Annotated in this window: 21 protein-coding genes and 3 tRNA genes; all 24 read right to left on the bottom strand. The window is 48.5% G+C overall.

The window, feature by feature from the left end; all coding sequences use genetic code 11:
• Nucleotides 1-10: 10 nt before the first annotated feature.
• The 24 genes from recN to K9N57_01155 all read right to left on the bottom strand — a co-directional run bounded on the left by recN (nucleotide 11) and on the right by K9N57_01155 (nucleotide 25,099).
• Nucleotides 11-1,720: a DNA repair protein RecN gene (recN, locus tag K9N57_01270; protein MCF7802796.1), complete on the bottom strand. Its 1,710-nt coding sequence runs from the start codon at nucleotides 1,718-1,720 to the stop codon at nucleotides 11-13.
• On the bottom strand, nucleotides 1,717-2,121 hold the full coding sequence (locus K9N57_01265; protein ID MCF7802795.1) for a VanZ family protein: 405 nt from the start codon (nucleotides 2,119-2,121) through the stop codon (nucleotides 1,717-1,719). Before K9N57_01265 ends, recN begins: the two co-directional genes overlap by 4 nt.
• Entirely contained in the window at nucleotides 2,108-3,679 is a 1,572-nt protein-coding gene (locus tag K9N57_01260; GenBank protein ID MCF7802794.1) for an NAD(P)H-hydrate dehydratase, read from the bottom strand. Before K9N57_01260 ends, K9N57_01265 begins: the two co-directional genes overlap by 14 nt.
• Before the next feature lie 4 nt (nucleotides 3,680-3,683).
• The gene (acpS, locus tag K9N57_01255; protein MCF7802793.1) at nucleotides 3,684-4,049 is read right to left on the bottom strand and encodes a holo-ACP synthase; all 366 of its coding nucleotides are present in this window, start codon (nucleotides 4,047-4,049) and stop codon (nucleotides 3,684-3,686) included.
• A 218-nt stretch (nucleotides 4,050-4,267) separates the two neighbouring features.
• Nucleotides 4,268-5,638: a tetratricopeptide repeat protein gene (locus K9N57_01250; GenBank protein ID MCF7802792.1), complete on the bottom strand. Its 1,371-nt coding sequence runs from the start codon at nucleotides 5,636-5,638 to the stop codon at nucleotides 4,268-4,270.
• Nucleotides 5,639-5,760: 122 nt separating this feature from the next.
• Nucleotides 5,761-5,844, bottom strand: a tRNA-Leu gene (locus tag K9N57_01245).
• Nucleotides 5,845-5,857: 13 nt separating this feature from the next.
• Nucleotides 5,858-6,277, bottom strand: coding sequence for a preprotein translocase subunit SecG (secG, locus tag K9N57_01240; protein ID MCF7802791.1), 420 nt, complete (start codon nucleotides 6,275-6,277; stop codon nucleotides 5,858-5,860).
• A gap of 10 nt (nucleotides 6,278-6,287) precedes the next feature.
• On the bottom strand, nucleotides 6,288-7,058 hold the full coding sequence (gene tpiA / locus K9N57_01235) for a triose-phosphate isomerase (GenBank protein MCF7802790.1): 771 nt from the start codon (nucleotides 7,056-7,058) through the stop codon (nucleotides 6,288-6,290).
• A gap of 28 nt (nucleotides 7,059-7,086) precedes the next feature.
• The gene (locus tag K9N57_01230; protein MCF7802789.1) at nucleotides 7,087-8,280 is read right to left on the bottom strand and encodes a phosphoglycerate kinase; all 1,194 of its coding nucleotides are present in this window, start codon (nucleotides 8,278-8,280) and stop codon (nucleotides 7,087-7,089) included.
• Between the two features lie 15 nt (nucleotides 8,281-8,295).
• On the bottom strand, nucleotides 8,296-9,330 hold the full coding sequence (locus tag K9N57_01225) for a 6-phosphofructokinase (protein MCF7802788.1): 1,035 nt from the start codon (nucleotides 9,328-9,330) through the stop codon (nucleotides 8,296-8,298).
• 117 nt (nucleotides 9,331-9,447) lie between these two features.
• Nucleotides 9,448-9,942: a ComF family protein gene (locus K9N57_01220; protein ID MCF7802787.1), complete on the bottom strand. Its 495-nt coding sequence runs from the start codon at nucleotides 9,940-9,942 to the stop codon at nucleotides 9,448-9,450.
• Between the two features lie 233 nt (nucleotides 9,943-10,175).
• The gene (locus K9N57_01215; GenBank protein ID MCF7802786.1) at nucleotides 10,176-11,057 is read right to left on the bottom strand and encodes an ROK family protein; all 882 of its coding nucleotides are present in this window, start codon (nucleotides 11,055-11,057) and stop codon (nucleotides 10,176-10,178) included.
• A 54-nt stretch (nucleotides 11,058-11,111) separates the two neighbouring features.
• On the bottom strand, nucleotides 11,112-12,551 hold the full coding sequence (locus K9N57_01210; protein MCF7802785.1) for a GWxTD domain-containing protein: 1,440 nt from the start codon (nucleotides 12,549-12,551) through the stop codon (nucleotides 11,112-11,114).
• 13 nt (nucleotides 12,552-12,564) lie between these two features.
• The gene (gene smc / locus K9N57_01205; protein MCF7802784.1) at nucleotides 12,565-16,092 is read right to left on the bottom strand and encodes a chromosome segregation protein SMC; all 3,528 of its coding nucleotides are present in this window, start codon (nucleotides 16,090-16,092) and stop codon (nucleotides 12,565-12,567) included.
• A gap of 23 nt (nucleotides 16,093-16,115) precedes the next feature.
• Complete coding sequence (locus K9N57_01200; protein ID MCF7802783.1) at nucleotides 16,116-16,460, bottom strand: histidine triad nucleotide-binding protein; 345 nt, start codon at nucleotides 16,458-16,460, stop codon at nucleotides 16,116-16,118.
• On the bottom strand, nucleotides 16,457-17,203 hold the full coding sequence (locus K9N57_01195; protein MCF7802782.1) for a 16S rRNA (uracil(1498)-N(3))-methyltransferase: 747 nt from the start codon (nucleotides 17,201-17,203) through the stop codon (nucleotides 16,457-16,459). The genes K9N57_01200 and K9N57_01195 overlap by 4 nt, the downstream gene beginning before the upstream one ends.
• A 7-nt stretch (nucleotides 17,204-17,210) precedes the next feature.
• The gene (locus K9N57_01190) at nucleotides 17,211-17,843 is read right to left on the bottom strand and encodes a hypothetical protein (GenBank protein ID MCF7802781.1); all 633 of its coding nucleotides are present in this window, start codon (nucleotides 17,841-17,843) and stop codon (nucleotides 17,211-17,213) included.
• Complete coding sequence (locus K9N57_01185; GenBank protein ID MCF7802780.1) at nucleotides 17,833-18,252, bottom strand: ATP-binding protein; 420 nt, start codon at nucleotides 18,250-18,252, stop codon at nucleotides 17,833-17,835. The genes K9N57_01190 and K9N57_01185 overlap by 11 nt, the downstream gene beginning before the upstream one ends.
• Nucleotides 18,253-18,473: 221 nt before the next feature.
• Nucleotides 18,474-20,054 (bottom strand): PAS domain S-box protein, encoded by a 1,581-nt coding sequence (locus K9N57_01180; protein MCF7802779.1) that lies wholly within the window; start codon nucleotides 20,052-20,054, stop codon nucleotides 18,474-18,476.
• A gap of 56 nt (nucleotides 20,055-20,110) precedes the next feature.
• Nucleotides 20,111-20,184, bottom strand: a tRNA-Thr gene (locus tag K9N57_01175).
• A gap of 662 nt (nucleotides 20,185-20,846) precedes the next feature.
• Nucleotides 20,847-20,919: transfer RNA gene (locus tag K9N57_01170), tRNA-Ala, on the bottom strand.
• 69 nt (nucleotides 20,920-20,988) lie between these two features.
• The gene (locus K9N57_01165; protein ID MCF7802778.1) at nucleotides 20,989-22,422 is read right to left on the bottom strand and encodes an insulinase family protein; all 1,434 of its coding nucleotides are present in this window, start codon (nucleotides 22,420-22,422) and stop codon (nucleotides 20,989-20,991) included.
• A gap of 74 nt (nucleotides 22,423-22,496) precedes the next feature.
• Nucleotides 22,497-23,843 (bottom strand): insulinase family protein, encoded by a 1,347-nt coding sequence (locus tag K9N57_01160; GenBank protein ID MCF7802777.1) that lies wholly within the window; start codon nucleotides 23,841-23,843, stop codon nucleotides 22,497-22,499.
• A gap of 107 nt (nucleotides 23,844-23,950) precedes the next feature.
• Nucleotides 23,951-25,099: a phosphodiester glycosidase family protein gene (locus K9N57_01155; protein MCF7802776.1), complete on the bottom strand. Its 1,149-nt coding sequence runs from the start codon at nucleotides 25,097-25,099 to the stop codon at nucleotides 23,951-23,953.
• Between the last annotated feature and the right edge of the window lie 47 nt (nucleotides 25,100-25,146).

The raw sequence follows: 25,146 nt of genomic DNA, 5'->3' as shown, positions 1-25,146 counted from the left end.
CTTCTACTCCCTAGTCATTTGCTCGTTGTAATAATTCTCGTGCGTTCTGAAGCGTTGTCTCCGAAATTGAGGTCCCGCCAACTAATGAGGCGATTTCCTCAATCCGTTCTTCGTATTCAAGCGGTCTGATCTCCGTGCTGGTTCGATCGCCTGTCACCTGTTTTCTCACCACATAGTGTGTATCGCCCAGACTGGCAATCTGCGGCAGGTGAGTAATACACAGTACCTGGTGGTATTTCGCCAGCGACCTGAGCTGTTCGGCGACAATTCTGGAAATCCTCCCGGAGATTCCGATATCGATTTCATCAAAGATGACACTACTGATGCCATCTTTTCCTGCCAGGACGGACTTAATCGCCAACATCGTGCGTGAAATTTCCCCGCCGGATGCGATTTGAGCGAGTGGTTTTTCCCCCTCGCCTGGATTGGTTGTCACATAAAACTCGATATCGTCCGCGCCGGATTTGTCCACCTGTACCGGCGTTTCATCAATCCGGACATCCCCCTCTTCCAGCGTCCGATATTCCACATTCACCCTGAAGGATGAGTTTTCCATCCCCAATGTGTGTAATATTTCTTCGATGGAATCCGCCATCTGATTTGCAGCATCGGTTCTGGCTTTATGCAAGGATTCGCAGGCGTCCGCCAGTTGGTTCGCCGACTCGGTTTTTTTGCGGGAGAGTCGCTTTATCTCTGCATCGAAACTTTCGAAGTCATCCAGTTGTGACTGAATTTTATCACGGTATGCCAGTACGTCTTCCAGGCTGGGCCCGTATTTTTTCATCAACTTCCGGAGCGCCACAATACGCTCCTCTATTTGGTTTAACCGGCCAGGCTCGTTTTCGATATCGTTACCATAGCGGTTCAGATAATTTCCGATCTCCTTGACGGTCACCGTTGCCGAATTGCATTCGTCTGCATATTCGGAGACCGAATCATCAATATTTGCCAGCTCCCGGAGATTGTGTTCCGCCATCACCAGCTGATCGTAAACCGAGGAATCCCCCTCATACAGCATTTGCTGGAGCTGTTGTACCAATTCAGCAATACGCTGGCTGTTGGAGAGAATTTTTCGTTCCTGCTCCAATTCGTCCATTTCACCAGGGTTTGGCTTGACGGAGTTGATCTCTTTGAGCTGAAACTTGTACAAATCCTCTTTTTCCGAAAGTTCCCGTTGTCGTTTTTTCAACGCCTTAAATTCGGCTTCCACTTCGTTCCAGCCCTGATATTTTTCTCTTACGGTCTCCAGTAAATCCGGCTGGCTAAGATATTCATCCAAAAAGGTGATATGGACATCCGAATCCAGTAACGACTGATGCTCATGCTGCCCATGCATGTCCACAACCAGATCACCGACACCCTTCAGCACCTGGACGGTACACGGAGTATCGTTGATAAACGCTCTGGAGCGACCGTTATTCCGGAGCTCACGCCGCATTATCAGGGGAAATTCACCGGGAATGTCTTCTGCCTCCAGAATACTCTGGATTTGAGGCCGCTGGGTGTCGGATACGCTGGCCTCACATTCCACAATAGTTCGGTTGGTTCCGGTCCGAATCATGTCTGTATTCCCGCGCTCCCCCAGGGCAAGCCCCAACGCCTCAATGACAATGGACTTCCCGGCGCCAGTCTCACCAGTAATAACGTTAAAGCCCTCCTGAAAGGTGACCTCAATCCGGTCGATAATGGCAAAGTTTTCTACAATTAGACGGGTTATCATGCTGTCGAACCCTGTTTAACGAAGATTTTTTTCATAACCCACCGATAGGCAACGACTCCAAGCACTACCCCGACGGCATCCGCGATGAAATCGTTCATCTCCATCATTCGCCCAGGCACAAAGTATTGATGAATTTCATCAAACACCGCATAGGTCCAGCCGATACCGATCGCCAGGGCGTAATCCATCCGTACCACAGAACCGGCCTCCATTTTCTCCGGATGCAGAACCAATAAAGCACTCAAGCTCCCGAGAAAACCGTATTCAATCAGATGCAATAATTTATCATGATGGAAGAAACCCGTCTCCTGCAACGTGTTCCCCGGAATGGAAGAGAGCACGAAAATAATCAACATGTAACCGAGGAGACCACCCCATCGCAGCTTTTTAGATATGGTCATAAAACTCACCGACATGGGTCAGCGCTTCTGGCAAGTAGTCGATCAACGCGCCGGCGGTGACGCTATACCGGGTCAGGTTTTCTGCGGCGAGATCTCCCGCAAGACCGTGCAGGTACATTCCCACCAGTGCGGCATCGACTGCCGGTAATCCCTGGGCGGCAAATCCCGCAATCATCCCGGTGAGCACGTCCCCGGTACCGGCTGTCGCCATCCCTGCGTTGCCTGTCGTATTAATAAAAAGCGTCCCGTTGTTGCTGGCGAGGATAGTCGGTGCGCCCTTCAGTACGAGGGTAACCTCGTAATCCCTGGCAAAATCCTGAGCAATCTGCAACCGGTCTTCCGTGATGGCTTCTTTGGAATAACCGGTTATTCTGGCGAATTCTCCCCAATGCGGTGTTAAAATAAGGTCAGCCGGAGAATCCTTTAATTGCGGCAGGGTTTCCCCGGAGAAATAGGTCGCGGCGTCAGCATCGACTACGGCCGTTTTCCGGTAGTTACTTAACACACGGGACACCATTTCCATGGTATCTTCATTTCCGGTGATCCCCGAACCGATTGCAAGGACATCGCTCCAATCCAGATTTTCCTTTATCTGCTCCATTCCCTTTGCAGAAAAGGTTCCCAGGGATGTTTCAGGCAGTGGTACTGTAATTACCTCGGTCATCTTCGTTTCCAGGATATTGTTCAGACTCTCCGGTACACCGGCAAACAGTAGTCCCGCCCCTGAAACCAACGCCGCGCGATTCACCAGGGCTGCTGCACCGGTAAATCCCCTGGCGCCACAGAGTGAAAAAAACTTTCCCACGCGATGCTTATAGGTATCGGACGCATGAACCGGTAATCGGTAGTAGATATCATCAGCCTCAGGCAGATGGTAAATATTACCTACCTGATCCAGTGCACTTTCCGGAATGCCAATATCGGCAACGTGTACTTCCCCGGCGATATCGCGTCCCGGAGAAAAAAGTAAACCGGCTTTTAAAAAGCCCATAGTGACCGTCGCGACCGCCGAGACTGCTGTCCCTGGCATCTGTCCCGTATTGGCATCGATACCGGATGGAATATCAATACTGACCGTCGGTGCATTATAGGAATTTAACCATTCGATAAAGTAGTTATACGGTTCCCGGGGCGCTCCGGTTATTCCGGTTCCGAGCAGCCCGTCGATAAGTACATCGGCTGCGAACAGGTCTTCGGTGTACTCATTCAGAGCTGCAACACTTTCGATATGGTAAAGATTATTAGTGCTCTGCTTCAGTATCCGAAAATTGGTTAGGGCATCCCCGGAGTATTCCTGTTCTGCCGCCGTATGGAATGTGACTGTTTCGACGCCGGCCTCCAGGAGATACCGGGCAACGACAAACCCATCGCCTCCGTTATTCCCTTTTCCGGCGAGGATATAGGCGGTAAATCCTCCGCGGTCATCCAGAATATCCAGCGCAATATCAACGACAGCTCGGCCGGCGCTTTCCATCAGAACCATTCCCGGCAGTCCAAGCTCGTTAATTGTAAAGTTGTCCGCTGCCCTGGAGCCTTCTCTGGTCAGTGCATATTTCATGGTGTTATTTCTCCTCCGCAAGAGCACATGCCACTGCGTGATTTTTCTCGTGAGAAATTGAAAGAGAAATGTTCTTTAATTTTTGATTAATGCCCGAACGAGTGATTGTAGAAACCGGGACCCCATTTTCGCCCGGGAGGATTTCCATTTCCAGAAAAGGGAGATAATTCAGGGTCGTCATTGGCTGCAGGGCTTTCCGGATGGCCTCTTTAGCGGCGAATCGTCCGGCGTAACTGGCGTATGGGCTTCCCGTATTCTCACAATATTTTTGTTCAGCTTCAGTAAAAACTTTATTTAAAAAACGGGTGGAATACGTGTCTATGAGGTATTGTATCCGTTGAGTTTCGACAATATCGATACCTACATTCACTGATAATTACTCAAATCTCATTGTTAGCACGGAGTAACATACCCTGCTTATTTTTTGCACCATTAATCCCTTACATCGATTAAAAAATTAGACGATACCCGAAATCTATGCAACTTGTTTTTCCCGCGAGAATTGGAGCATGACCCGGTTCTCCCATAAATAGAAAAGGGCAGGAATCACCTGCCCTTTTCTAGATAATTACTCACTCTTACCGGATGTTATTCACATTCGCCGGCCTTCTCGATAACTTCAATCTTATGTTCCGCTACGGGCCGCCACTGGGGGTTGGATTGTGCCTTTTCCCATGCCGTAATGGCGGCATCAACATTACCAAGATGACATTCGGCATCCCCGAGGGTAACCAATGCCGGTGCATAGTTGGGTTTAATGTCCAGGGCTTTCCGTGCAGATTCCTTTTGGTTTTGATATTCGCCTAATTCGTGATAAGCATCCGCCATCCTGTAATGAATGTTGTGGTTGCTCTGATCGAAAGCGAGGGCTGTTGAAAACCTTTCAATAGCCTGCTGATATTTGCCCATTTTCATGTAAACCAGGCCAAGGCCTTCATAGGCATTCGGATTTTGGGGATTCACCTGGGTCGCCTTAGTCAGTGACTCCTCAGCTTCCTCAAACCGTTCCATCTTTAGTAGCATTAACCCCTTTTCCACAAAGGCCTTGTCATAATTCGCGTTAATTTCTCCGGCCTTGGTGAAGGCATTGAGCGCTTGTTGATCCCTGGCAGTACTCTTATAAGCAATCCCTAAAGCAAACCAAGCTTGTGCATAGCTGCTGTCGATTTCGATCGCTGCCTGATACCGGTCTATGGCTTCCTGTACATTTCCACGCCGCCGGGCAATTATACCGAGCATATACTGCGCCTGCCTGAAGTCCGGATCGATCTGCAATGCGGTTTCAAACCCGTCTGTTGCCCCGGTAAGGTTTCCGCGCCGATAGGCGTCAACCCCTTCCTGGAAATTCGTTTTTGCCAGATTCTCCATCGCCTGACCGTATTTTTCGTTGTTGGGGTCGGCGTCTATGGCCTTTTTAAAATTTTCGATCGATTGGTCAGTTTTGTCCTGTGCCCTGTAAACCAATCCTTTGTGGTAGAAGGCCGGAGCAAAGTTCGGAAATGCCTTGAGCACTTCGTCAAATTTATTCAGTGCTTCCTCATGATTTTGAGACCGGAGCGCCTCGACACCATCCTGGAACGTCTGGACTAATTCAGAGAGACTTTTGAACCTTACCCTGTAATCTTCGTTTGCCGGTTCAACTTCAATGGCCTGGCGCAAGTATTTTTGAGCCTGTGTAAGATCAAAGAGGTTGTATTCCACATCACTCAGGCGGGAATACGCACCAGCCTGGGTACTATCTTTCTTTACTACAGCAAGATAATATGGTCTGGCTTCTCTGTACTCGCCTTCGTTGAAAAGCCGGTTCCCTTCTTCCATTAGTGATTGAACCGACTGGTTCATTAACTCAGGCGGCACCTGAGTGGACTCTTCCTGCGCAAAGCCCGTCGTTGCGCAGAGTGCAAGTAGCACCACCAGAACAACCGGTTGAATTATATATCGTTTTACTAGCCTGTTCATGCATCTACCTCCTTGGTTGAGTCAATACACCATATTTCCAAGCGCTGCTAGAAAAATAACTGCTGCTGATTAAAATAGGATTGTCCGTCTATCACAACGGAAATGGTGCCATCATTGTCCAGTGCCGAAGGCGGGATTCGAACCCGCACACCCGTTAGGGTACTGCCCCCTCAAGACAGCGTGTCTGCCAGTTCCACCACTTCGGCTCTTACCCGGTTGCTACTCAGAACCTTCATTACCGGGCGTCTGTTGCGGGACTGGTGTACCCTGACTCCCGGGAGTTTCCATGGGAGCAAGCCCCTGCTGTCCTTCAGTGCCGGAAGGTTTTGGCAACGACGTTCCCGGACTTAATTCCTGCTGCTGTGCTGCCTGCTGTACCACGCTCTGTTGCGTCGTGGTATCATCACCGATTAAATTAATGACGAGTGCCAATAACATAAAAATAACGGCGAGACCAACAGTCACCTTTTGTAGAAAACTGGCCGCACCGCGACCACCGAACAGCGCTTGCTGTCCGCCACCGCCACCACCGCCGCCAAAGGCGCCGGCAAGGCCACCGCCCTTACTGGATTGCATCAGGATAACTACAATCAACAGTAGGGCTACAAAGACGTGTACAATTATTAAAAAGGTGTACAAAAAATACCTCCTAGCTGAGATCTGTTGCTATTGAAACTAATTCCGAGAATTTTTCGACATCCAGGCTTGCTCCACCGATCAATCCACCGTCGATATCGGAGTTTTCCAGCAGCGATTGCGCGTTTGCCGGTTTCATGCTCCCACCGTAAAGGATCGTCATCTGTTGTCCGGCGCCATCCTGGATGTTGCTATCCAGCCATCCCCGGATAAATTGATGGGCTTCCACAGCCTGGTCCGGAGTAGCATTAACACCAGTCCCGATGGCCCACACCGGCTCATACGCCAGAATGATTTCATCAATCTGATTTTGCCCAGTCAAATTCTCTATCGCTCCCGAGAGCTGTTGATCCAAAACTTCTTCCACCCGATTCGCTTCGCGCTCTTCCAGTGTTTCCCCGATACAGACGATCGGCTTGAGATCATGCTTCAACGCCGCCCGCACTTTTTTCCCGACGGTCTCGTTCGTTTCACTAAAAATCTGCCGGCGCTCAGAGTGACCGAGAATCACGTAATCACATCCGGTCGAAACAAGCATCTCCGGGGAAATTTCCCCGGTATAGGCTCCGGATTCCTCCCAGTACATATTCTCGGCCCCAAGGCCGATATTTGATCCGGCTCGCGTCTCATTCATTTGAAATAGCGAAACAAACGGAGCACATAATATAACATCAACCGGACTGTCGTCCAATAACTTGTTCTTTAAATTGTTGACGAACTCTACAGATTCCGGCACCGTTTTATGCATCTTCCAATTTCCGGCTATAACTTTGTTCCGTTGCATCCTCAATCCTTACCTTCAGTAGTTTCAGTTAATTTTTCAATGCTTCAATTCCGGGGAGCTTGTTTCCGCTGAGCAATTCCAAAGATGCCCCCCCACCGGTCGAGACATGTGATACCTTGTCCATCAAATTAAACTGGCGTATCGCCGATGCGCTGTCACCTCCACCAATAATGGTCGTCGCTCCCTTTTCGGTGGCTTCCGCAAGGGCTCCGGCTATCGCCTGTGTTCCCTCAACAAATTCGGGGACCTCGAAAACACCCATTGGCCCATTCCAGAGAATGGTCTTTGCGTTCAGTATCTTTTCGGTAAATGTTTCAATGGTTTGCGGACCGATGTCCAAACCCATTTCGTGCTCTGCTATGTGATCAACAGCGAGCGTCGAAGTCGGAATTCCCTCTTCAGGATGCGTAGCCGCTATACAATCCGACGGTAGCAGAAAATCAAGGTTCTCTTTTTCCACCCGGGCCAGGACATCTTTGGCTACATCGAGCTTGCCCTCTTCCAACAGCGAACCGCCGATTTCTATGCCCTTCGCCTTGAGAAAGGTATATGCCATTCCACCACCAACCAAGAGAGAATCCACGGAGTTAAGCAGCTTGTCAATCAGGTCAATTTTGCCGGAAATCTTGGCTCCGCCCATAATGGCAATATATGGGGAATCAGGATTTTCGAGCCCGTCGACCATAAATTCCACTTCCTTTTGGATAAGATATCCGGCAACCTTTTCGTCAAAATACTCCGTCACGCCAACTGTCGAGGCATGCGCCCGGTGGGCTGTACCGAAGGCATCGTTGACGTATACATCAGCGAGCTTTGCCAGATCCTTGGAAAATCCGGGATCGTTTGCTTTTTCCTCGGTATGGAATCGCAGGTTTTCCAGCAGAAGGACTGAACCCGGTTCCAGGTTATTAGCAAAATTTTCAGCAATCGTACCAACGCAGTCATCCGCAAATTCTACGGGACAATCCAGGATTTCCTGAAGATGTTTGTATACCGGCACCAGACTTAACTCCGGATCAACCTTCCCGGAAGGCCGCCCCAAATGCGACATCAAGATCGCAAGCCCACCATCATCGACCACTTTTTTTATTGTGGGCAGAGCAGAACGAATCCGGTAATCATCGGTAATTTTCCCGGATTTGTCCAGCGGAACATTAAAGTCAACCCGAATGAGTGCTCGTTTACCATCAAAATTGATATCGTCTACCGTTTTAAAGGTCATTGTCCTTACTTTCGGCTATACTGTTAAATACTTAGTTAAATCGTATAATTCTTTCGTAACCACTTTGAGTTCGCCGGTGGCTTCCGTAAGGGGAACGTTGACAATATTGTCCCCCTGCAACGCAGCCATCTGACCGAAATTCTTGTTGGCCACCATATCTGCGGCCTTCAGCCCAAATCGGGTTGAAAGGACACGATCCCTGGCAGTCGGCGTTCCCCCGCGTTGAATATGGCCAAGGATTACGGACCGCGTTTCCAGCCCAACGGACTTTTCAATTTGATCCGCGAGTAGATCGGCAATACCGCCCAGTTTTACATGACCGAATTCGTCAACGGATTGATCTTTGGTGATAAAGTCATCCTGGTCTTCCATGGTAGCGCCCTCGGCCACGACCACGATATGGTTCTTTTGACCAGCCTCTGTGGACTTCCTCAAGCGCTCATTCACATCTTTCATGGAGAACGGGAATTCCGGCAGCAGAATGATATCTGCACCACTGGCAATGCCGCTGTGCAGGGCAATCCATCCAGCGTGACGTCCCATAACTTCCACGACAAGAGTTCGGTGATGCGAGGCGGCTGTCGTGCGACACCGATCTATGGCATCTGTGGCGATGCTGACAGCGGTATCGAATCCGAAGGTATAATCGGTACCGTTCAGATCGTTATCGATAGTTTTCGGGACACCAACGGTAGGAATATCATGTTCTTCATACAGTCGCGTGGCGGCTCCAAGGGTATCATCACCGCCGATGGCCATAACTGCGTCAAAATTGTTATTCTTAATCGTTTCCAGCGTACTCTTGAGTTGGGATTCGTCTTTAAACGGGTTTGTTCGGGAAGTATTCAGCATGGTGCCGCCCTGCTTCAGAACTCCCTCGACATCGGCGATATTTAACGGAAATGTTTCGTCATCGACTAATCCGCGCCATCCATCACGAATGCCGTGGACTTCGTACCCGTATTCACTAATCATTTTCTTGGTCGCGGCCCGAATAACAGCATTTAATCCCGGACAGTCACCGCCACCGGTCAGAATTCCAACTTTCATGCCTTCCTCCATGGATTACATTTCGCAAATTTTTAAAATCTTCATAATCATAAAAGCTTACTCAGGTATGTCTGAAATTACAAGTAAAATTCCCATTTTTCCTTAAGAATATCCGTTTCAAATCGGGGCACTGGCGAGGGTGAATCCGAAGACTTCTTTCGCGCCGGTTTCCTGTAAACTTTCGGCTGCATTTTCCAGGGTCGCTCCTGTAGTGAATACATCATCAACGAGCAAGACAGATTTACCCTTTAATTGTCCGGCACTTTTCCGTGTGGTGACAAAGGCCGCGGCCAAATTTTCCTGCCGTTCGGCACGGGTTAGTGTCGTCTGAGAAGCAGTGTACTTCTGGCGGACTAATACATCGGTCATTATTGGTGCGCTACAGAGCGTGGCAACTCCTTTCGCAATGCTGACGGCCTGGTTATATCCCCTGTCCCGACGTTTTGTTTTATGCAATGGGACAGGAATTACGACATCCACTGACGTCATCCAGGCGGGTAATTTCCAGGCTCCGATAATACTCACCAAAGATTGTCCCAGTGTTGGCTTCCGCCGGTACTTCATGGCATGGATAATTTGCTGAAGATCCTCCGTGAAATCCCAGCAGCTCATTGCGTTCGCCAGAGATGAATTCTCTTGAGGTTGCCATCCGTATGGCAGATGCGGATACGGTGTGGTTGGTAGCGAATGAAGACACGAGTCACATACTAAAGATTGATGTTTCGGTAAATACCGCTCACAAATCAAGCAACTGGATAAAAACAGGTGGGTATTTAGAAATGACCGAATGCCCGCCAGGGATTGATATATTAACTGCCGCATTTTGTATGACGACGAGAACTAAGTCAGGTTGACGTAATTAATCCGGCAGCTCCGATAATGGCGGCTGACTCACCAAGTTGAGATTGGACAATCTTCATATGGGCTTTCGGATTTGGATTTATATACTGATCCATTGTTGCTTTCAGAGTGGGATAAAAATAATCCCAGTTTTGTGCAATGGACCCTCCAATAACTATGTAATCTGGATCCAGTAAATTGATAAACCACGCAAACGAACGACCGATATGTTCACCGAATTCTTCAAAGGCGCCGAGTGCCTCTTCATCACCAGTTGCGGCCAACCGTGCAATGGCTTTACCTTCTGCTTCTTTCCCTGCGCGTTTTTTATATGCCCAGCTTAATCCTCGCCCTGAAATGTGCGACTCCAGCGTGGAATCCCGATACGGACACATAGCGATTTCCGCAGCGGTTCCTGTGGCGCCCGTATGTAGCTGTTTATTGAGTACAATCCCGCAACCGTAACCGGTACCGAGCGTCACCCCCACCACATATTCACCATGGCGTGCCTCTCCAGCCAATGCTTCCCCCAGAACAAAGCAGTTCGCGTCGTTATTTAATTCTGTGGGAAATCCTGATTTCTCCCGGATAGAATCCCGGAGTGCATAGTTCACCAGGATTGGCGTGTTTGGCGTATTGCGAATCGTGCCTGTCTCAAGGTCCATCGGACCTGGCGCACCGACGCCAAACCCAGTCACATTTTGTTCCGTAAAACCTTCAGCATTCAGTAACGCCTTGGCTTCAATAACCATCTGTGAGACCAAACCATCTCCATCCTGAAACTGTTTTACCGGAAACCGTACAATCTCACTTATAATGGAGTTGGATTCATCAACAAGACCAATTGCTACTTTCGTTCCTCCGACATCCGCTCCGATGCGCACCATACAAAGAACCTTTCTAGGTCAAGGGTGAAGAAACTTCAGATTCCGAAATCAACATTAGAAGCCCTGAAAGCTTCCACCTGAAGGGGAAGACTCGATAAACCGACGCCAGTTGGGATCGTATATTTCGTTCCGTACGGTGGAATGCACCAATTCGTAAGTACCAAACCCGGTTTTATCGACGAAAACGAACTGGGAGCCACCTTCCAGGCTATGGTAATACCAGGTTTCATACGGTTTCACATCCACACTGACCGGATTCCGTTCAATTTCGTCCGGTTCGCCATATACCAGGAACACCCGGCCGCGATCCGTTTCATAGCCCGGAGTCTGTACGCCACCAAACCGCTCATTGGTTGTTTCAAGCCGACGCATATACTCTATTCGTAATTCATTCACATCTGTCGTCTGGTCCGGGTCCCTCACTTCCCAGAACTCGGTGAGTAAATTCTGTTTTCCTTCCTTGGAGGCATCTTTATAGGACTTTTTCTCTTTACTGGACAAAATCGGGACAAGCGCCTCAAAGGTCTCGTCCAGTTCTGCTTCAGTCATGGAGTCATAATCCTGACCCAGATCAGCCGAGGCCACCTCACGCATTTTCTCGCCTTGCTTATACACATAGAATTTTTTGGACCTGGTCGCCACGTCGCCTGTAGCCAGGTCTGTGACACGAATCCGGTAATAATAAATTCCTGACGATAATCCAACCACGTTCATCCCGCCAATATCTACGCTGGAATTCCCCACTTTCCCTCGCGTAATCTCCGCGGGACTTTTTATCGCTTTGTTATTCAGATCCAGAATGGAATACTGCACAGAGTAACTGTCCGGGCTGCTGGGATAGTTCATGTTATATATTTCAGCATAACTGTACAAAATTGGTTGAGAAACACCGAAAGTTAAACTTGCGTTCGGAACTACATCCCTGCTGTACTTGGTAAAGACCGTTTTTGAATTTGATTCCTTCACAATTGACGCAAACTCGATATCACTGATCGTCATAGAGCTATCGCTGAATGAAGCCAAATTAATCTGCTGGCGATATGTACCCCGGGTATCCGTATTCATGTCGATAACCTGTACGATCAGTTGGTATTCACCGGGCTCCGCCTCAAATACCGAAATATCCGGGATATTCTGGGAATCCAGGACCTGGCTGGTATCGTCCACGCTATCCGAAATTGGCCAGCGATCCAGCAGGCGGACCGAGTCATTTTGTGCCAGCGCCACCTGGACAAAGCCCCTGGCTATAAATTTATCTAGCGTATCCGGCTTGACAAAATCCAGCTGTGTCCGGGGCAGCATGAGGTAAACTTCCAGAACAACATTATCATCTTTGCCCCGGAATTGCGCCCAGTCGACGAAAAACTGGATCTCAGCCGTTTCTCTGGGCATATCCATCCTTTGTTGCAAGGAATCCTGCGCCGATCCGATTTCAGGCAACAGCAGAGTGCCCCCAACGAACATTATAACAATTGTACATATTATTCTTCTCATAACGATACCTCTGTTAATCAAATTGTACAGAAACTACTTTTGAGACCCCCTCATCCTGCATGGTGATCCCGTACATGTAATTTGCTGCTTCCATCGTGATTTTATTGTGTGTAACAATGATAAACTGGGTGTCCTCGGCGAAATCTTCAACCACCCCGGTAAATATCTGGCTGTTCCGATCGTCCAGCGGTGCATCCACCTCATCCAGGATACAAAAGGGGCTCGGCTTGACCAGATAAATAGCAAACAGCAAGGCGATTGCCGTCAGTGTTTTTTCCCCTGCAGAGAGCACGCGCAATGACTGTAATTTTTTTCCTCCCGGGTTTGCACTGATTACGATGTCCGCCTCCAGGGGGTCGGAATCCCCTTCAAGTTGGAGATCCGCTTCTCCCCCTGGGAAAAATTTAATGAATGTCTGCTGGAAGTGTTTCCGGATTTCCTGGAAAATTTCATTAAACTGCGAATTCGCCTGGGTGTCAATTCGCTGAATCGTTTCAAGCAGGTCCTCTTCAGCTTCTAACAGATCGTCCCGTTGCTCTGTAAGGAAATCCAGGCGCTCTTGCTCTTCCTCGTATTCCTCTTTCACTGCAAGATTCACAGGTCCCATCCGGTCAATCCGGGATCGCAAGGATTCTATTTCCTGTGACAATTCTTCAGGCGAAGTCTCTTTCTCGTCATCCATCTGTTCTGGTTTGGCATCAATACCGTAACGATCCCGCATCCGCTCCTTAATTGAACGCTCCTCGCTCTCTAGTTCGCTGATTTGGCGCTCTATGTTCCGGATGCGGTCGTATTGCGATTCGCGCTCCCGGTGCTTTTCCTTGATCCGAGCTTCAACCTCTTCCATCTCGGCCTGTCTCTTCTTGAGTACCCCGTGCTCCTCTTCCCGGCGTTGCTTTAGCTGCCGATACTGCTCTTCCAGTTCCGATAATTTCTCCCGTTCGGATTCCAGCGATTCCTTCCGCTCCTGAATCGTTGTGCGGGCTGCATCGCGCTCCTTCTGGATACTCTCAAATCGATCGGAAATGTCCTGCAGCGTCTCCTTTGAATTGCTTAACCGGATAGAGAGCGTCTTCTGCTCATTCTCAACAGAGGCGACTTCCAGCCGAAGGTCCTGAAGCTTATTATTTTCCGTGGTACGCCGCTCGCTGATTTCCTCCAGATCTTCTTCTGCTTCATCCACGCGCTGTTGTAACTGCTGCCTTCGCTCCTGCAACTCCGTTAACGCCGGCTCAATCTCCTTCAGTGCGCCCTCAATTTCCTGAATCTGTGACTGGAAATCCTCGATGCGCTGGTCATGCTCCTGCCGCTGCTGCTTCGTTCGTTTGATGTCGTAATCCAGTCGCGAAATGGACTGGTCCAGTTCACGGCGCTTGCTGACCTGCTCCTGCTCCGCTGACTCCAGATCGTTCAGGCTGTTTTGGATCGCCTCGTATTCCTCCCGGAGTTTGGACAGTTTGCCCTTAATATCTTCCTGGCCAGAAAGGTTCTTTTCCAGCTCTTCCTGTAATTCATCCAGCGTTTCCTGCCGGCCGACCCGGGAAGAGTATTCCGAGTCAGATTTTCCACCCCGCATAATCGAGGAGCGCTCCAATACTTCACCTGAGCGGGTAACATACCGCCACTTCCCCTGGTCTTCCCCATCTGTGGATACAGATTGGAGTGAATCTGTCAACAGCACATCGCCAAGCAGCAATTGCACCACACCGGAATACTTATCATCATAATCCAGGAAATCGGTCAGCCGGGTTGCCCCGTTATCCGGCGGGTCTGACGGAATAGAAAGGTTTTTCACCATATCCAGCGGTATAACCGATACGCGGCCCCGCTTGCTCCGGGTTACGACGTCGATGGCGCCAAGAGCGGCATCCCGGGTCGTGGCCAACAGATATTCCGCCTGATCACCGAGTGCGTTTTCAACCGCCAACTGGTAATCGTCATCCACTTTCAGAATATCCGCCACCGTTCCAATAATTCCATCAACCTTGGTATGCTCACCGGTGAGGAATTGCACCGCAGAAGAGAATCCTTCCCGGTTTTCGATTAATTCCTGATAAAAATCGATCTTTGAGCGCAGGACATCCTCTGTCGATTCCTTTTTGAGCAGTGATTCCCGCGTTTTATCTATGGATTCCTGAAGCGTTTCCTGTTGGTCACGGAACTCCGCAACGCGTTCTTCTCGATCAACATCCCCGGTTTCCAAGACTTCCAACTCCTGTTGAAGATCACGGAATTTACGCTCTTTTTCGTGTAATTCCTCGCCCAGCGATTCGATGGACTCTCGCAATGAAACAATTTCGCTGTTTGCCCGATCCCGGTTTTCGATGAGCCGCTCACGTTTATTCCGCAGGTCCGCCAGTTCAGTGATAGATTCAATTTTTTCGTCCTGGTACTCATTCAGGGTGTCGCGAATTTCCTGATATTTCCCATCGATCTGTTGATAAACTTCCTGCTGATCGGCATATCGGGACTGGATTTCCCGGAGTTTGGGCTCCATCTCTTCCAGAGATTGATTCAGCTCTTTAATCTGAACTTTCGTCTGCTTTTGACGATCTTCCAGATTAGATTCTTCCTGGCGCAGGCGTTCCAGCGATTTTTCGGCGGCGCTTTTCTGCTCTTCCCAGACGAGGATATTGCGCTGGGAGTTTTGCCGCTGCTCATCGATCTCGCCGAGGTCCTGATCCAACCCCTCAACCCGGGCCTCCTGCTTTTGAATTTTTTGCTTGAGTGATTCCTGCAATGCTTCGTCAATTTCCAGCTGTTCAGCTGAGCTACTCTGAAAATCCTTGCCCTGCTCCAGTTGCTGTTCCAGCGGGTGAATATCCCGCTCGATTTTCCATAATTTGTGCCCGGCCAGATCTATCTCTTTTGTTTTCAGATCGTTCTGATATCGCTGGTACCGCTCGTATTTCCGCATTTGTCGCTTGAGGGAACTGACATTCTTCTCGATTTCATAGAGGATGTCATTGAGCCGGAGCAGATCCTCTTTGGTGGCATCAAGCTTCCGGCGGGCCGCTCTCCGTTCCTGCTTATACTTATTGACACCTGCGGCCTCTTCGAACATGCGGGTGCGCTCATCTTTTGTATCACTCAGGATATCCTCAACCATCTTTAACTCGATAACCGAATAGGCATCTGACCCCATTCCCGTATCGATAAACAGGTTTTGGATATCCTTAAGGCGGCAGACCTTTTTGTTGAGGAGATATTCGCTCTGACCATCCCTGTAAAGTCGCCGGGTAACGACAACATCATTAAACTCAATCGGGAGGATCCCTTTATTATTGTGAATGGTCAGGGAGACTTCGCACATTCCCAATGGCTTCATAGTTTTTGAGCCGTTGAAAATGACTTCCGACATATTATCGCTGCGAAGTACGGTCGTTTTCTGTTCCCCGAGTACCCAGCGAATAGCATCCACCACGTTGGTCTTGCCACAGCCGTTGGGACCAACAATGCCGGTAGTTCCGGGACCGAATTTCAGTTCGGTTTTTTTCGCAAACGACTTAAATCCAAATATTTCCAGCTTTGATATGTACATTGAATACTACTATTCCTCGATTATCAACCCGGCGGCCAGGTGAGTTGCCTTCCGCCAAGTAAGTGCAGATGAATATGTTCCACAGCCTGGCCCCCATGAGCACCATTATTAAACACCAGCCGGTAACCATCCTCACTTATGCCCTCATCGTCAGCGATTTTCCGGGCTAAAAGAATAAGTTCACCCAGCAATTCCTGGTCAGTGTCTTCGGCTTCAGATATCCTGGCAATATGCTTGCGTGGAATGACCAAAATATGGGTCGGTGCCTGTGGATTAATGTCACGAAAGGCGACGGCGTTTTCCTCTTCTAAAACTATATCACTATCAATTTTTCCAGCGGCAATATTGCAAAAAAGACAATCACTCATACTGCCTCCTGTTGTCTTGAATGGTCGGAATCCCAGAGTAGTGCTATTTGACTCATTGCAGTTACGGCCGCCGTTTCGGTTCGGAGCCGTCTTGCACCTAATGATAGAGGCCGAAACTCGTGTGATTCAAAATTATCCAGTTCTTTGTCACTCCAGCCCCCCTCCGGTCCAATAAGAACCGTAATGTGGTGAAAAGTACTATTATCCTGATAATTACTCAACATCGGAAATGATTGATTTTGCCTTGCATAAAATGCACTGTCTGCGGAAAGGGTCTCCAGATATTCGGCTAATTCGACCGGACCTCGTATCGCTGGTAAAACGGCCCGTTCGGATTGCTTCATGGCAGCGATGGCTTTTTTTCTGAGTCGATCCCCACGAAATCCGGATCGTACTACCCGATCGGTGTTTAATGGTTGTATTTCTGCCACCCCCATCTCGGTGGCTTTCTCAACCATCCACTCATATCGTTGATTTTTAATGAGTGCGACGGCAAGGGTAACATGTACTGGGAGTTCATTATCGGGTAACTCAACATCATCTATGGAACATGTAACGGAGTCTTTTTGGATATCAATAATGGTCGAATGGAGAATTCTTCCGGTGCCGTCAACCACCTCAAGTGGATCATCAACTGATTTTCGTAACGCTTTGACTATATGGTCATACTCGCTTCCTGAAATTTGGTATACATCGCCGGGAAGGCCCTGTACCGGCATATAAAACAGTGTACGATCCGGCATGAATACGCTATAATCGTTCCCCGAAGCTGAAGAGCACCATAACACCGCTGTAATTCTGCAGCCCGTCAACTTGTTCCGGAAAGTACATAACCTCATATCCCACAGTTAACGAAAACTGACTGGAGCGGCTGTATACAAAATCAACGCCAGCGCCGGCAAACAGGTTGGCTGTATAGCTGACGGTAGTTTTCTGCCAGCGGGTAATAAAGGAATGGTTGGTGTTATTGCCCGGGTCCAGCGCAATAGAAGGTCCTCCACTCGCAAACAGATACGGCTGCACGTTCTGGGCAATATCATCAGCCCAGATCCGATGCTGAAACCCGGAGCGGAGATTCAAAAACACAATCTTTTTCGAGGGTGGATTGATATAATACCCGGTTCGGTAGTCATAGACTGGAATTTTATTGGATTCCCGGAAAAAAAGCGCGCTGATTTGTACCGGAGTACTCTGCACCCGGTTCCAGCTGTGACGCCAGGTTCCACCAACCGCAATACCCCGGTTGGTCAGCCCCATATCTAGGGAACGTACCTTCCAGAGACTCTGCTGATTCTGGGAATTCATCTGGCTATACCCTTCCAGTGGCAAAAATAGCGCTGCCAAAAGCAGGATCAGACCAAAATGTATTAGTTTATGCTTCATGCTTCCGTAACCAATATTTGCGCATGATAATTTCGCTGCCGGAATTATTGGAGTTGATCTCCACTTCGTCCATCAATTGTCGAATGAAATACAGCCCTCGGCCACTGGGACGGAATATATTTTCCGGCCTGCTGGGATCATCCAGTTTTGAGGGATCGAACCCTGTGCCTTCATCCATAACCACCAGCTCAATCTTTTGATCGGCAATAGTGATGCGGACAGTGACGTACTTATTATAATTCCGCTGATTGCCGTGGATAATAGCGTTGTTCACTGCTTCCAGCAATGCGATTGCAACATCATCGGCAATCTCGCCTGGGATGCTGGCGTCGATGATTTTTTGCTCGGCAGTTTCTATAAGTTCTTGGACATGTTGCGGATCATTTGATATAGCAATTTCTTCTGTCATCTCCACAAATCATGCACCTTACGCTTATTAAGCCTCACCGATTTCAATATAACATGAAAACCCGCGTAACAAAAGCACAAATAGCGGGGTATTCAAGACATAATTATCAGGAAATATTCCGATCCTGACTACCTGTTTTTCAGCAAAAATTCGTATACTATATTCTGCGTAAAATGTGTACTACGGGATTTTAACAATGGAAAACATAAGGGGCCGGGTGTTTATTTTCCTTTAAGATCAGACAGCTTTTGCTTTAACTGCTCCTCTAGATTAATTATGTAACTTGTATTATAGTAGGGAGTTGCAATAAACTCTTTCATCTCGGAAATAGTACTAATTACCTCCTGGATTTTTTGTGTAGTCTCGAGGCTGACCTGGATTAACGTATCCACATTATCCTCTGTCCGTTGCATTTGAGCAATCTGAGCCCGGCCGTTCAGCGGCGTAATGGCATTGTTGATATAGTGCGTCACGGTGGAGATGAGAGTTTTAGCCGAATCAAGTTTTGTGGCCTGCTTGATATAGGTGAGGTCTTTTTCAATAATACTTATGCCGATAATTCCCGAATCATCACGCAGCAAAGTGTATGTTGGCGTTGCGGGGAACGTCTCACCGCTTTTTCTTCGGCGTATAATTTCGTCTTCGTGATATATGCCATTATTTTCTTTGACAAGTTGAAGTACCTCCTCTGTTGTCCTTTTGTGATCTTCCGGATCAACCAAGTCATCGACCTGTTGGCCAAGTGCTTCTTCCCGAGAATATCCGTAAATGCGCTCTGCGCCTATGTTCCAGGTTGTGATTTTGCCTTGTGTGTTAATCGCAAAAATGGCATCTCCGGAGCTATCCACGATACTATCCAAATAATTCTTTGTGGATTGCAGGTCTTCAATCAACCGTCCATTTTGGATTGCTACGGCAGATAACCGCGCGATCACATGAAGAAAATTCACATCGGATTCATCGAAAGCTCCTGTGACCGTCGATTGTGCGTCAAGTACTCCAAGCACTTCCCCATCCAGATGGATTGGTACAGTCATTTCAGACCGTATATCATCCTCGCCAGCCGGAAGAAAATCTTCGTCTTCGAGAACATCCTCGACGTTCTGGCTTTTCATTTCCCGGACAGCTCTGCCAGTAATGCCTTTATTAATATCGAAGGTATAACCAATAAGGTGATTTTGGGAGAAACCTTCTGCTGCAGCAATCTTTAGCTGTGTATCTTCTTTTATCAGTACAGCCACCCGGGAATATTTAAACCGGTGATACAGCTCCTGAACTAATTTTTTCAGTACGGCATTAAGATTCGTTTGGGAGGTAAAAATTTCGCCGGCTTCCACCAGGCTATGGAGCCGCTTGTTCTGCCGTTCCGATTCCAGCAAATTTTGCCGATGCTCCAATCCGATACTGAGAAATTTGGCAATCTTTTGGATCGCCTTCCTGGAGAGATTTTGAGGTGCGGGGTACAGCCAAATCCCCCGGCAGTCATTTCTGTGTATCAATGGAATTGCCTGGATTTCCTTCTGAAATAACTCCTCCAGCGAAACAACGAAATCCTGTTCTGACTCCTTCCAGGACGCCCCATTCTTTATTTTCCCGACTATTTTCGGATCAATTTCGGATGGTAAATTTTCATTCTCCGGAAGTATCAGGCGATAATGCCCCTTTAGGTCCGTCCAATAAATGATTGATTTTCGGAATACTGATTCACCGGTGAGGCTAGAAAGTGCTCCGGGAACGTGCTCAACTGAGTCGTGCAGATCCAGTATGGATGTGACCAAATCTACTTGTGGCGTGAATCCCATATTGTGCGCCCTGGATATTAATTCTTTCCCTGCATCCCAGACTGGTATGTGCTCAGAGCCACCCTCCGGATTCGAACCGGAGACCTGCTCATTACGAGTGAGCTGCTCTGGCCAGCTGAGCTAGGGTGGCTTATTTTATCAAAGCAAGAAAAAGTAATTAGAATTCCTTTGTTTTACAAGAAGAATGGTGAGAAATGGTACAGACCAGAGTTATAGAATGGAGAACGGAGACGGGAGGCAGGAGACCAGCAAAGATGACCCTTCCGTTTGAAGTCCGATGCATTCGGGTTCAAGCGGAGGACTCGATTCAGAACACTTTTTATGTCCGCTTAAAGCCGGATTTGCCGGGACTTTAAGCGGGAACGGCACCATCTTTGGGGAAAGTCACTCTAAGATCCGAACATCCCTGGCGGGACTTTGGTGATTTACCTTGTATTAGATCCCACCAATAGATTAGTGGGCTATTCGCCACGACGAAGCAACCGTCCCTCCGGGACTCATTTTCTTTTTCCCATTTTCCCTTCTCGATACGAGAATGTGCTCTGCTATCGTGAAGCCTGATAAAAGGATACAATCAGAACCAAAACAAACTACGAACAACCAACAACAAAAAAATCGGAGTAAGATTAAGAGTAGGATTAAGAGTAAGAAATAGCTACTTGAACACCCGTCCCGAAGGGATCCCTTTGGGGAACACTCAAACACTGTCTTTCCCTATCCCCCTATACCTTTTTCCACCTAACCCGCTCAAAAACAAAAAGGGAACCCTTTTTACAGGATTCCCTTCGGTAGTGGAGCTGATCGGGATCGAACCGACGACCCCCACGTTGCGAACGTGGTGCTCTCCCAGCTGAGCTACAGCCCCATTTTCAATGACCGCGTCCAATATATGCGGCTATGCAATGCATATCAATATTTAATTGGGGTCCTCGGCCTACTCGAACATCTCCTCCACTTTTGTTATGGTGACATCGTCTGCAGAAATGTCCAACGGGTAGGATTGGATTTTTTCATCCTCTTCATACACGGACTCATCTTTCGGAGTTGAATATTCGATTGGGCTCTGCTCCTCATTAATCAAGGCATCCTTCAACTGCTCTGCATCCGGCACAACCATTGCAATTTTCATGTTTTTATACTGCAGATGTTGCCGAATGGCCTGGTTCACCTCTTCCCTGGTCAATTCTGGTATAATTGTTCGTAAATTTTCTAAGTGGCTGCCGGAGATGCCGTAAAACTCGTCATCCAGGGCATACCCGAGTCGCGCCATTGTCGTGGGCGCGTAGTGCAGAACATATTTGCTGAAGAACTCCTGTGTCAGTTGGAATTGTTCTTCGGTTAATCCGTTTTCCACCAACTGTTCCAGCTCCCGAATAGCCGCACGCAACGCAAAATGCCCGTTTTCGTTCGGTACGGGACGAATCCATATTTCGAACATCTGCTGCCTCAAACTCACATTCTGTGGCGGTTTCGACCGGCTGCCACCGTTGGGATACCGCTCGATGTATGAGTAGTCACCATAGTTTAATCCCCGGGCCTCCCGAATCACCTGGTACAGGTGACTGCTGGAATTCCGGTGCTCGCCAAACCATGAGTTCGCCAGCGCCAGCGCGTACCATTCTCTGCTGCCGCGCAGAATATCTATGGGGAATCCGATACTGATAGCTGTAGCGTTGGCATCTTTCTCCACGAGTATCAGTTCTTTGCCAGTGATTTCATCCGGTGACGGTGTAGCGATTACGTTAGACTTCCCGTCGGGCAGCTGCCCCAGATCATTTTGTAACTTCAACACCAATGACTGGTTGAATCCCCCTCCAATCCCGATGACCACATTATCTTTGGTATAATATTTCTCGTAAAAATCTCTGACATCCTCCACTGTAATACTCTCAATACTCGACACGGTCCCCTCAGGAATGTGACCGTACGGGGTTCCATTATATACAAAGTTATAAAGCGCTGCCTTCCCCAGTTCTTCATCACTGGAATACCGTAGTGTATTTTTCAGATAATTGAGTACGCGGCTCTTCAAACGGTCCAAATCCTCCTTTACAAACGCAGGATTCAAGAGTGCGTCCAGATATAGGTCGTAATACTTATCGAGTTTATCCGAATGCACCCGACCGTAAAAAATCGACTGCTCCACGTGAGTATTCGCGTGATATGAAGCTGCAAGCGGATAAAGCGCTTCTACTATTTCATCATATGAGCGCGATTCCGTGGCTCCTTCCGCCAGCATCATGGAAGTGAGATTGGCCAGCCCTTCTTTGCCGACCGGATCATTTTGGGAGCCGACCTTAAACCACAGCCGAAACGAAATGGTCGGGTCGTTTTCCGCTGGCAGGAGAACCGTTTGTTTATCTGGCACAGGCTGACCTCCGAAACTAGAACTACTGATTCCCGTTAGAAAGATGAATAACGAAGCAAGCATTGTGTAGTATTTCATTGCTGTGCTCCTTTGAGCACCAGCTCGTTTCGGTTTGTTTCTACAAAATAAGTATTCACGACTTCTAAGATATCCCGGGGAGTCACCCGTTCAAGTGCAGAATAATACTCGTTCACTATCTGTACACCTCCCGTTAATGCCACAAATCTGGCGAGATTATGCGCCACGTTCGATGGCGTATCAAGATCCAAGAGGAACTGATATTTCTGCCGGCTTTTTAACTCAGTGAGTTCGGACTCATCCACGAATGTCTCCCGGTACGTGTTTACTGTCGCTAGAATCTGCTCCCGGACATATTCGACATCCTCCTCATCTTTCACCATGCTAAAAATATGGAGCAACCCGGGATCCCGGTTATTGTCGAAACTGGGCGCGACAAACTGAACTTTTTGCTCCTGGAGTACAAGTTGTTTGTAGAGTGTGCTATTCTCGCCAAAAGCCATCTCACCGAACAGGCTGATGGCAGCCATTTCTTTGACGTTTTCCGGAAATGCCGGGCCTTTGTATGCAATGTCGATAATCGGAAGCGTACGACCGCTGTAATCCACCTCGGTGCTCCGTGGTTCTTGCTGCGGCGGCTCATCTTTGATCTTTGGTTTTTCGTATCCGGACTCCCATTCCCCATAATATGTTTTTACCAATGGACTCACCTGCTCGGGACTCACATCTCCCACCACCATCAGCACCACATTTTCCGGCTTGTAATACCGGTTGAAAAAACTCAGGCTATAGTCGTACATGGTCGGCATGGCTTTGATGTCTTCCTCGAATCCGATGGTCGTATGTTGATAAGTATGCTCATCGTACGCCATATCGTAAATCTCTTCGTACAATACCGACCAGGGATTGGTCCGTCCTTTCCGGTATTCCCCGTAGACGGCGCCCGTTTCAGTCTGGAATTCCGCCTCGGAATACTCCAGGTTCTGAAACCGGTCGCTCTCCAGATGAACAACTTTTTCCAGATCGGACGCCGAGAATGTCATGTAGTATAATGTGTAATCATCGGTGGTATATGCGTTCCCGTCGGCGCCGATCTGGGTGACCATCCGGTCATAGACTTCACCGGGAAAATTTTTGGTGCCCCGGAACATCATATGCTCAAAGAGATGAGCAAATCCTGAATGTCCCGGTTCGTATTCGTCCCGACTTCCGGTTCTCACCACACTGAAATAGGACACCAGCCCCGGACTTTCCATGGGAATAACAAAGTATTTTAATCCGTTATCCAGTGTCCGGACTTCATAATCATACGGAAAAATATCCGCTGAAACTGCCTGATTCATACCCACTCCGGTCAATAAAATTCCAAATAATCCAAAGATGCTCACAAGCAACGTACGCATTCAACTCTCCTGTCGATGTTGTATTGTCATACGGAAAATCAGGGATTTCCTGCCCCCTGAGAGCCGGGAAAAAGATACAGGATTCATAAGGAAAATCCAGAACAATTTTACGGTTCCTCCGGATACTTTTCGAGAATTGAGTCCGGTGCGCTGGAAACCAGCAGCAACGCATTTGCCACCGGACGCTCGCCTGTGATGTCAGATGGAGTGTTGACGATCGTATCCCAGATCACCATCGTCGTGGATCCGCCACCATCCAGGTTCAGCGCAGTGTGGGCCCCAAATTGTTTTTTTAGAAACTGTCCGACCTCCTGAAGCGTCATCCCTGCACTGACGTCGCTGCGGCCGTCTACAGTGAACAAAAGCACCTTATTGGTATCCTGGGTTATTGCCACACAAGTTCGCGGGTGGCGTTCTCCGGCGGAAGCAGTCACTCTACCATCCTGTAGAATCATCTCCCCACCGCCGAGTGCTTCGGTGATACCTCCGATTTCCTTGCGAAATCCCAGCGAAATCAAGATCGTATCCCCGTTTTCCACCTGGTTATTCAGGAAAATACTCGCCACATGATGCCCGGACAACACGACACCGTCACGCGGGATTTGCATGTTTCCCTTCCCGATTTCCCGGCCGGTGACGACCGCAGGTACAGGCGAATTCAACTGCCAGTCCTCCAGCGGTTCCAGGGAAATTTCGGTCCCATAGGCATTAGTTTTGGTTGTATTACCGCGATACCGATTATACAAAATCAACTGGTCGGACCCGCGGCCGGCATTCACCCCGCTCAGTCTATATCTGCGCCCATTTGGCGCCTCGATATACCCATCAAAAGTAAGAGTGCCAAGATGAATCCGGTTTTCCAATGTGAGTGCAAAGTAATTCCTATCCGTCGGATTCGTGGCAATTTCACCACGCTGGATATGGAGACTGACCGGCGCCCCATCTCTGGCTAAATCAAAATAGTCACCATTGATAGCAGCAATCACCCGGTGTCCGGCGCTGTCATGATCCGCGGCAATACCAGACGTCATCTGGATCTGGTTGCCATCAAGAGTATCCCTGGCCATAGCAGTTTTAAGGGTGATATATTTGTTCGGCCACTCGATTTCCAACACGTCTATAGTCCACGGTTTCTCCGGGATCGTAAAACTGTGATGAGTGACGCCCGGTGCAACCTCTATGGAAAGGCTGGAAGTCTGTGGAAAGGCAACATTACAGATAAAAAGTAGAAGGAAACCTGGCAGTAAACGTTTCAATTTATCCCCGTAAAAAAATATATCGATCACCCTGAGTCGGGAATTTG

It is taken from the genome of Candidatus Neomarinimicrobiota bacterium (genome assembly GCA_021734025.1).
Lineage (GTDB): Bacteria > Fidelibacterota > JAANXI01 > JAANXI01 > JAANXI01 > JAANXI01.
The sequence above is the reverse complement of the archived record's forward strand: the minus strand, read 5'-3'. Positions and strand labels throughout refer to the sequence as shown.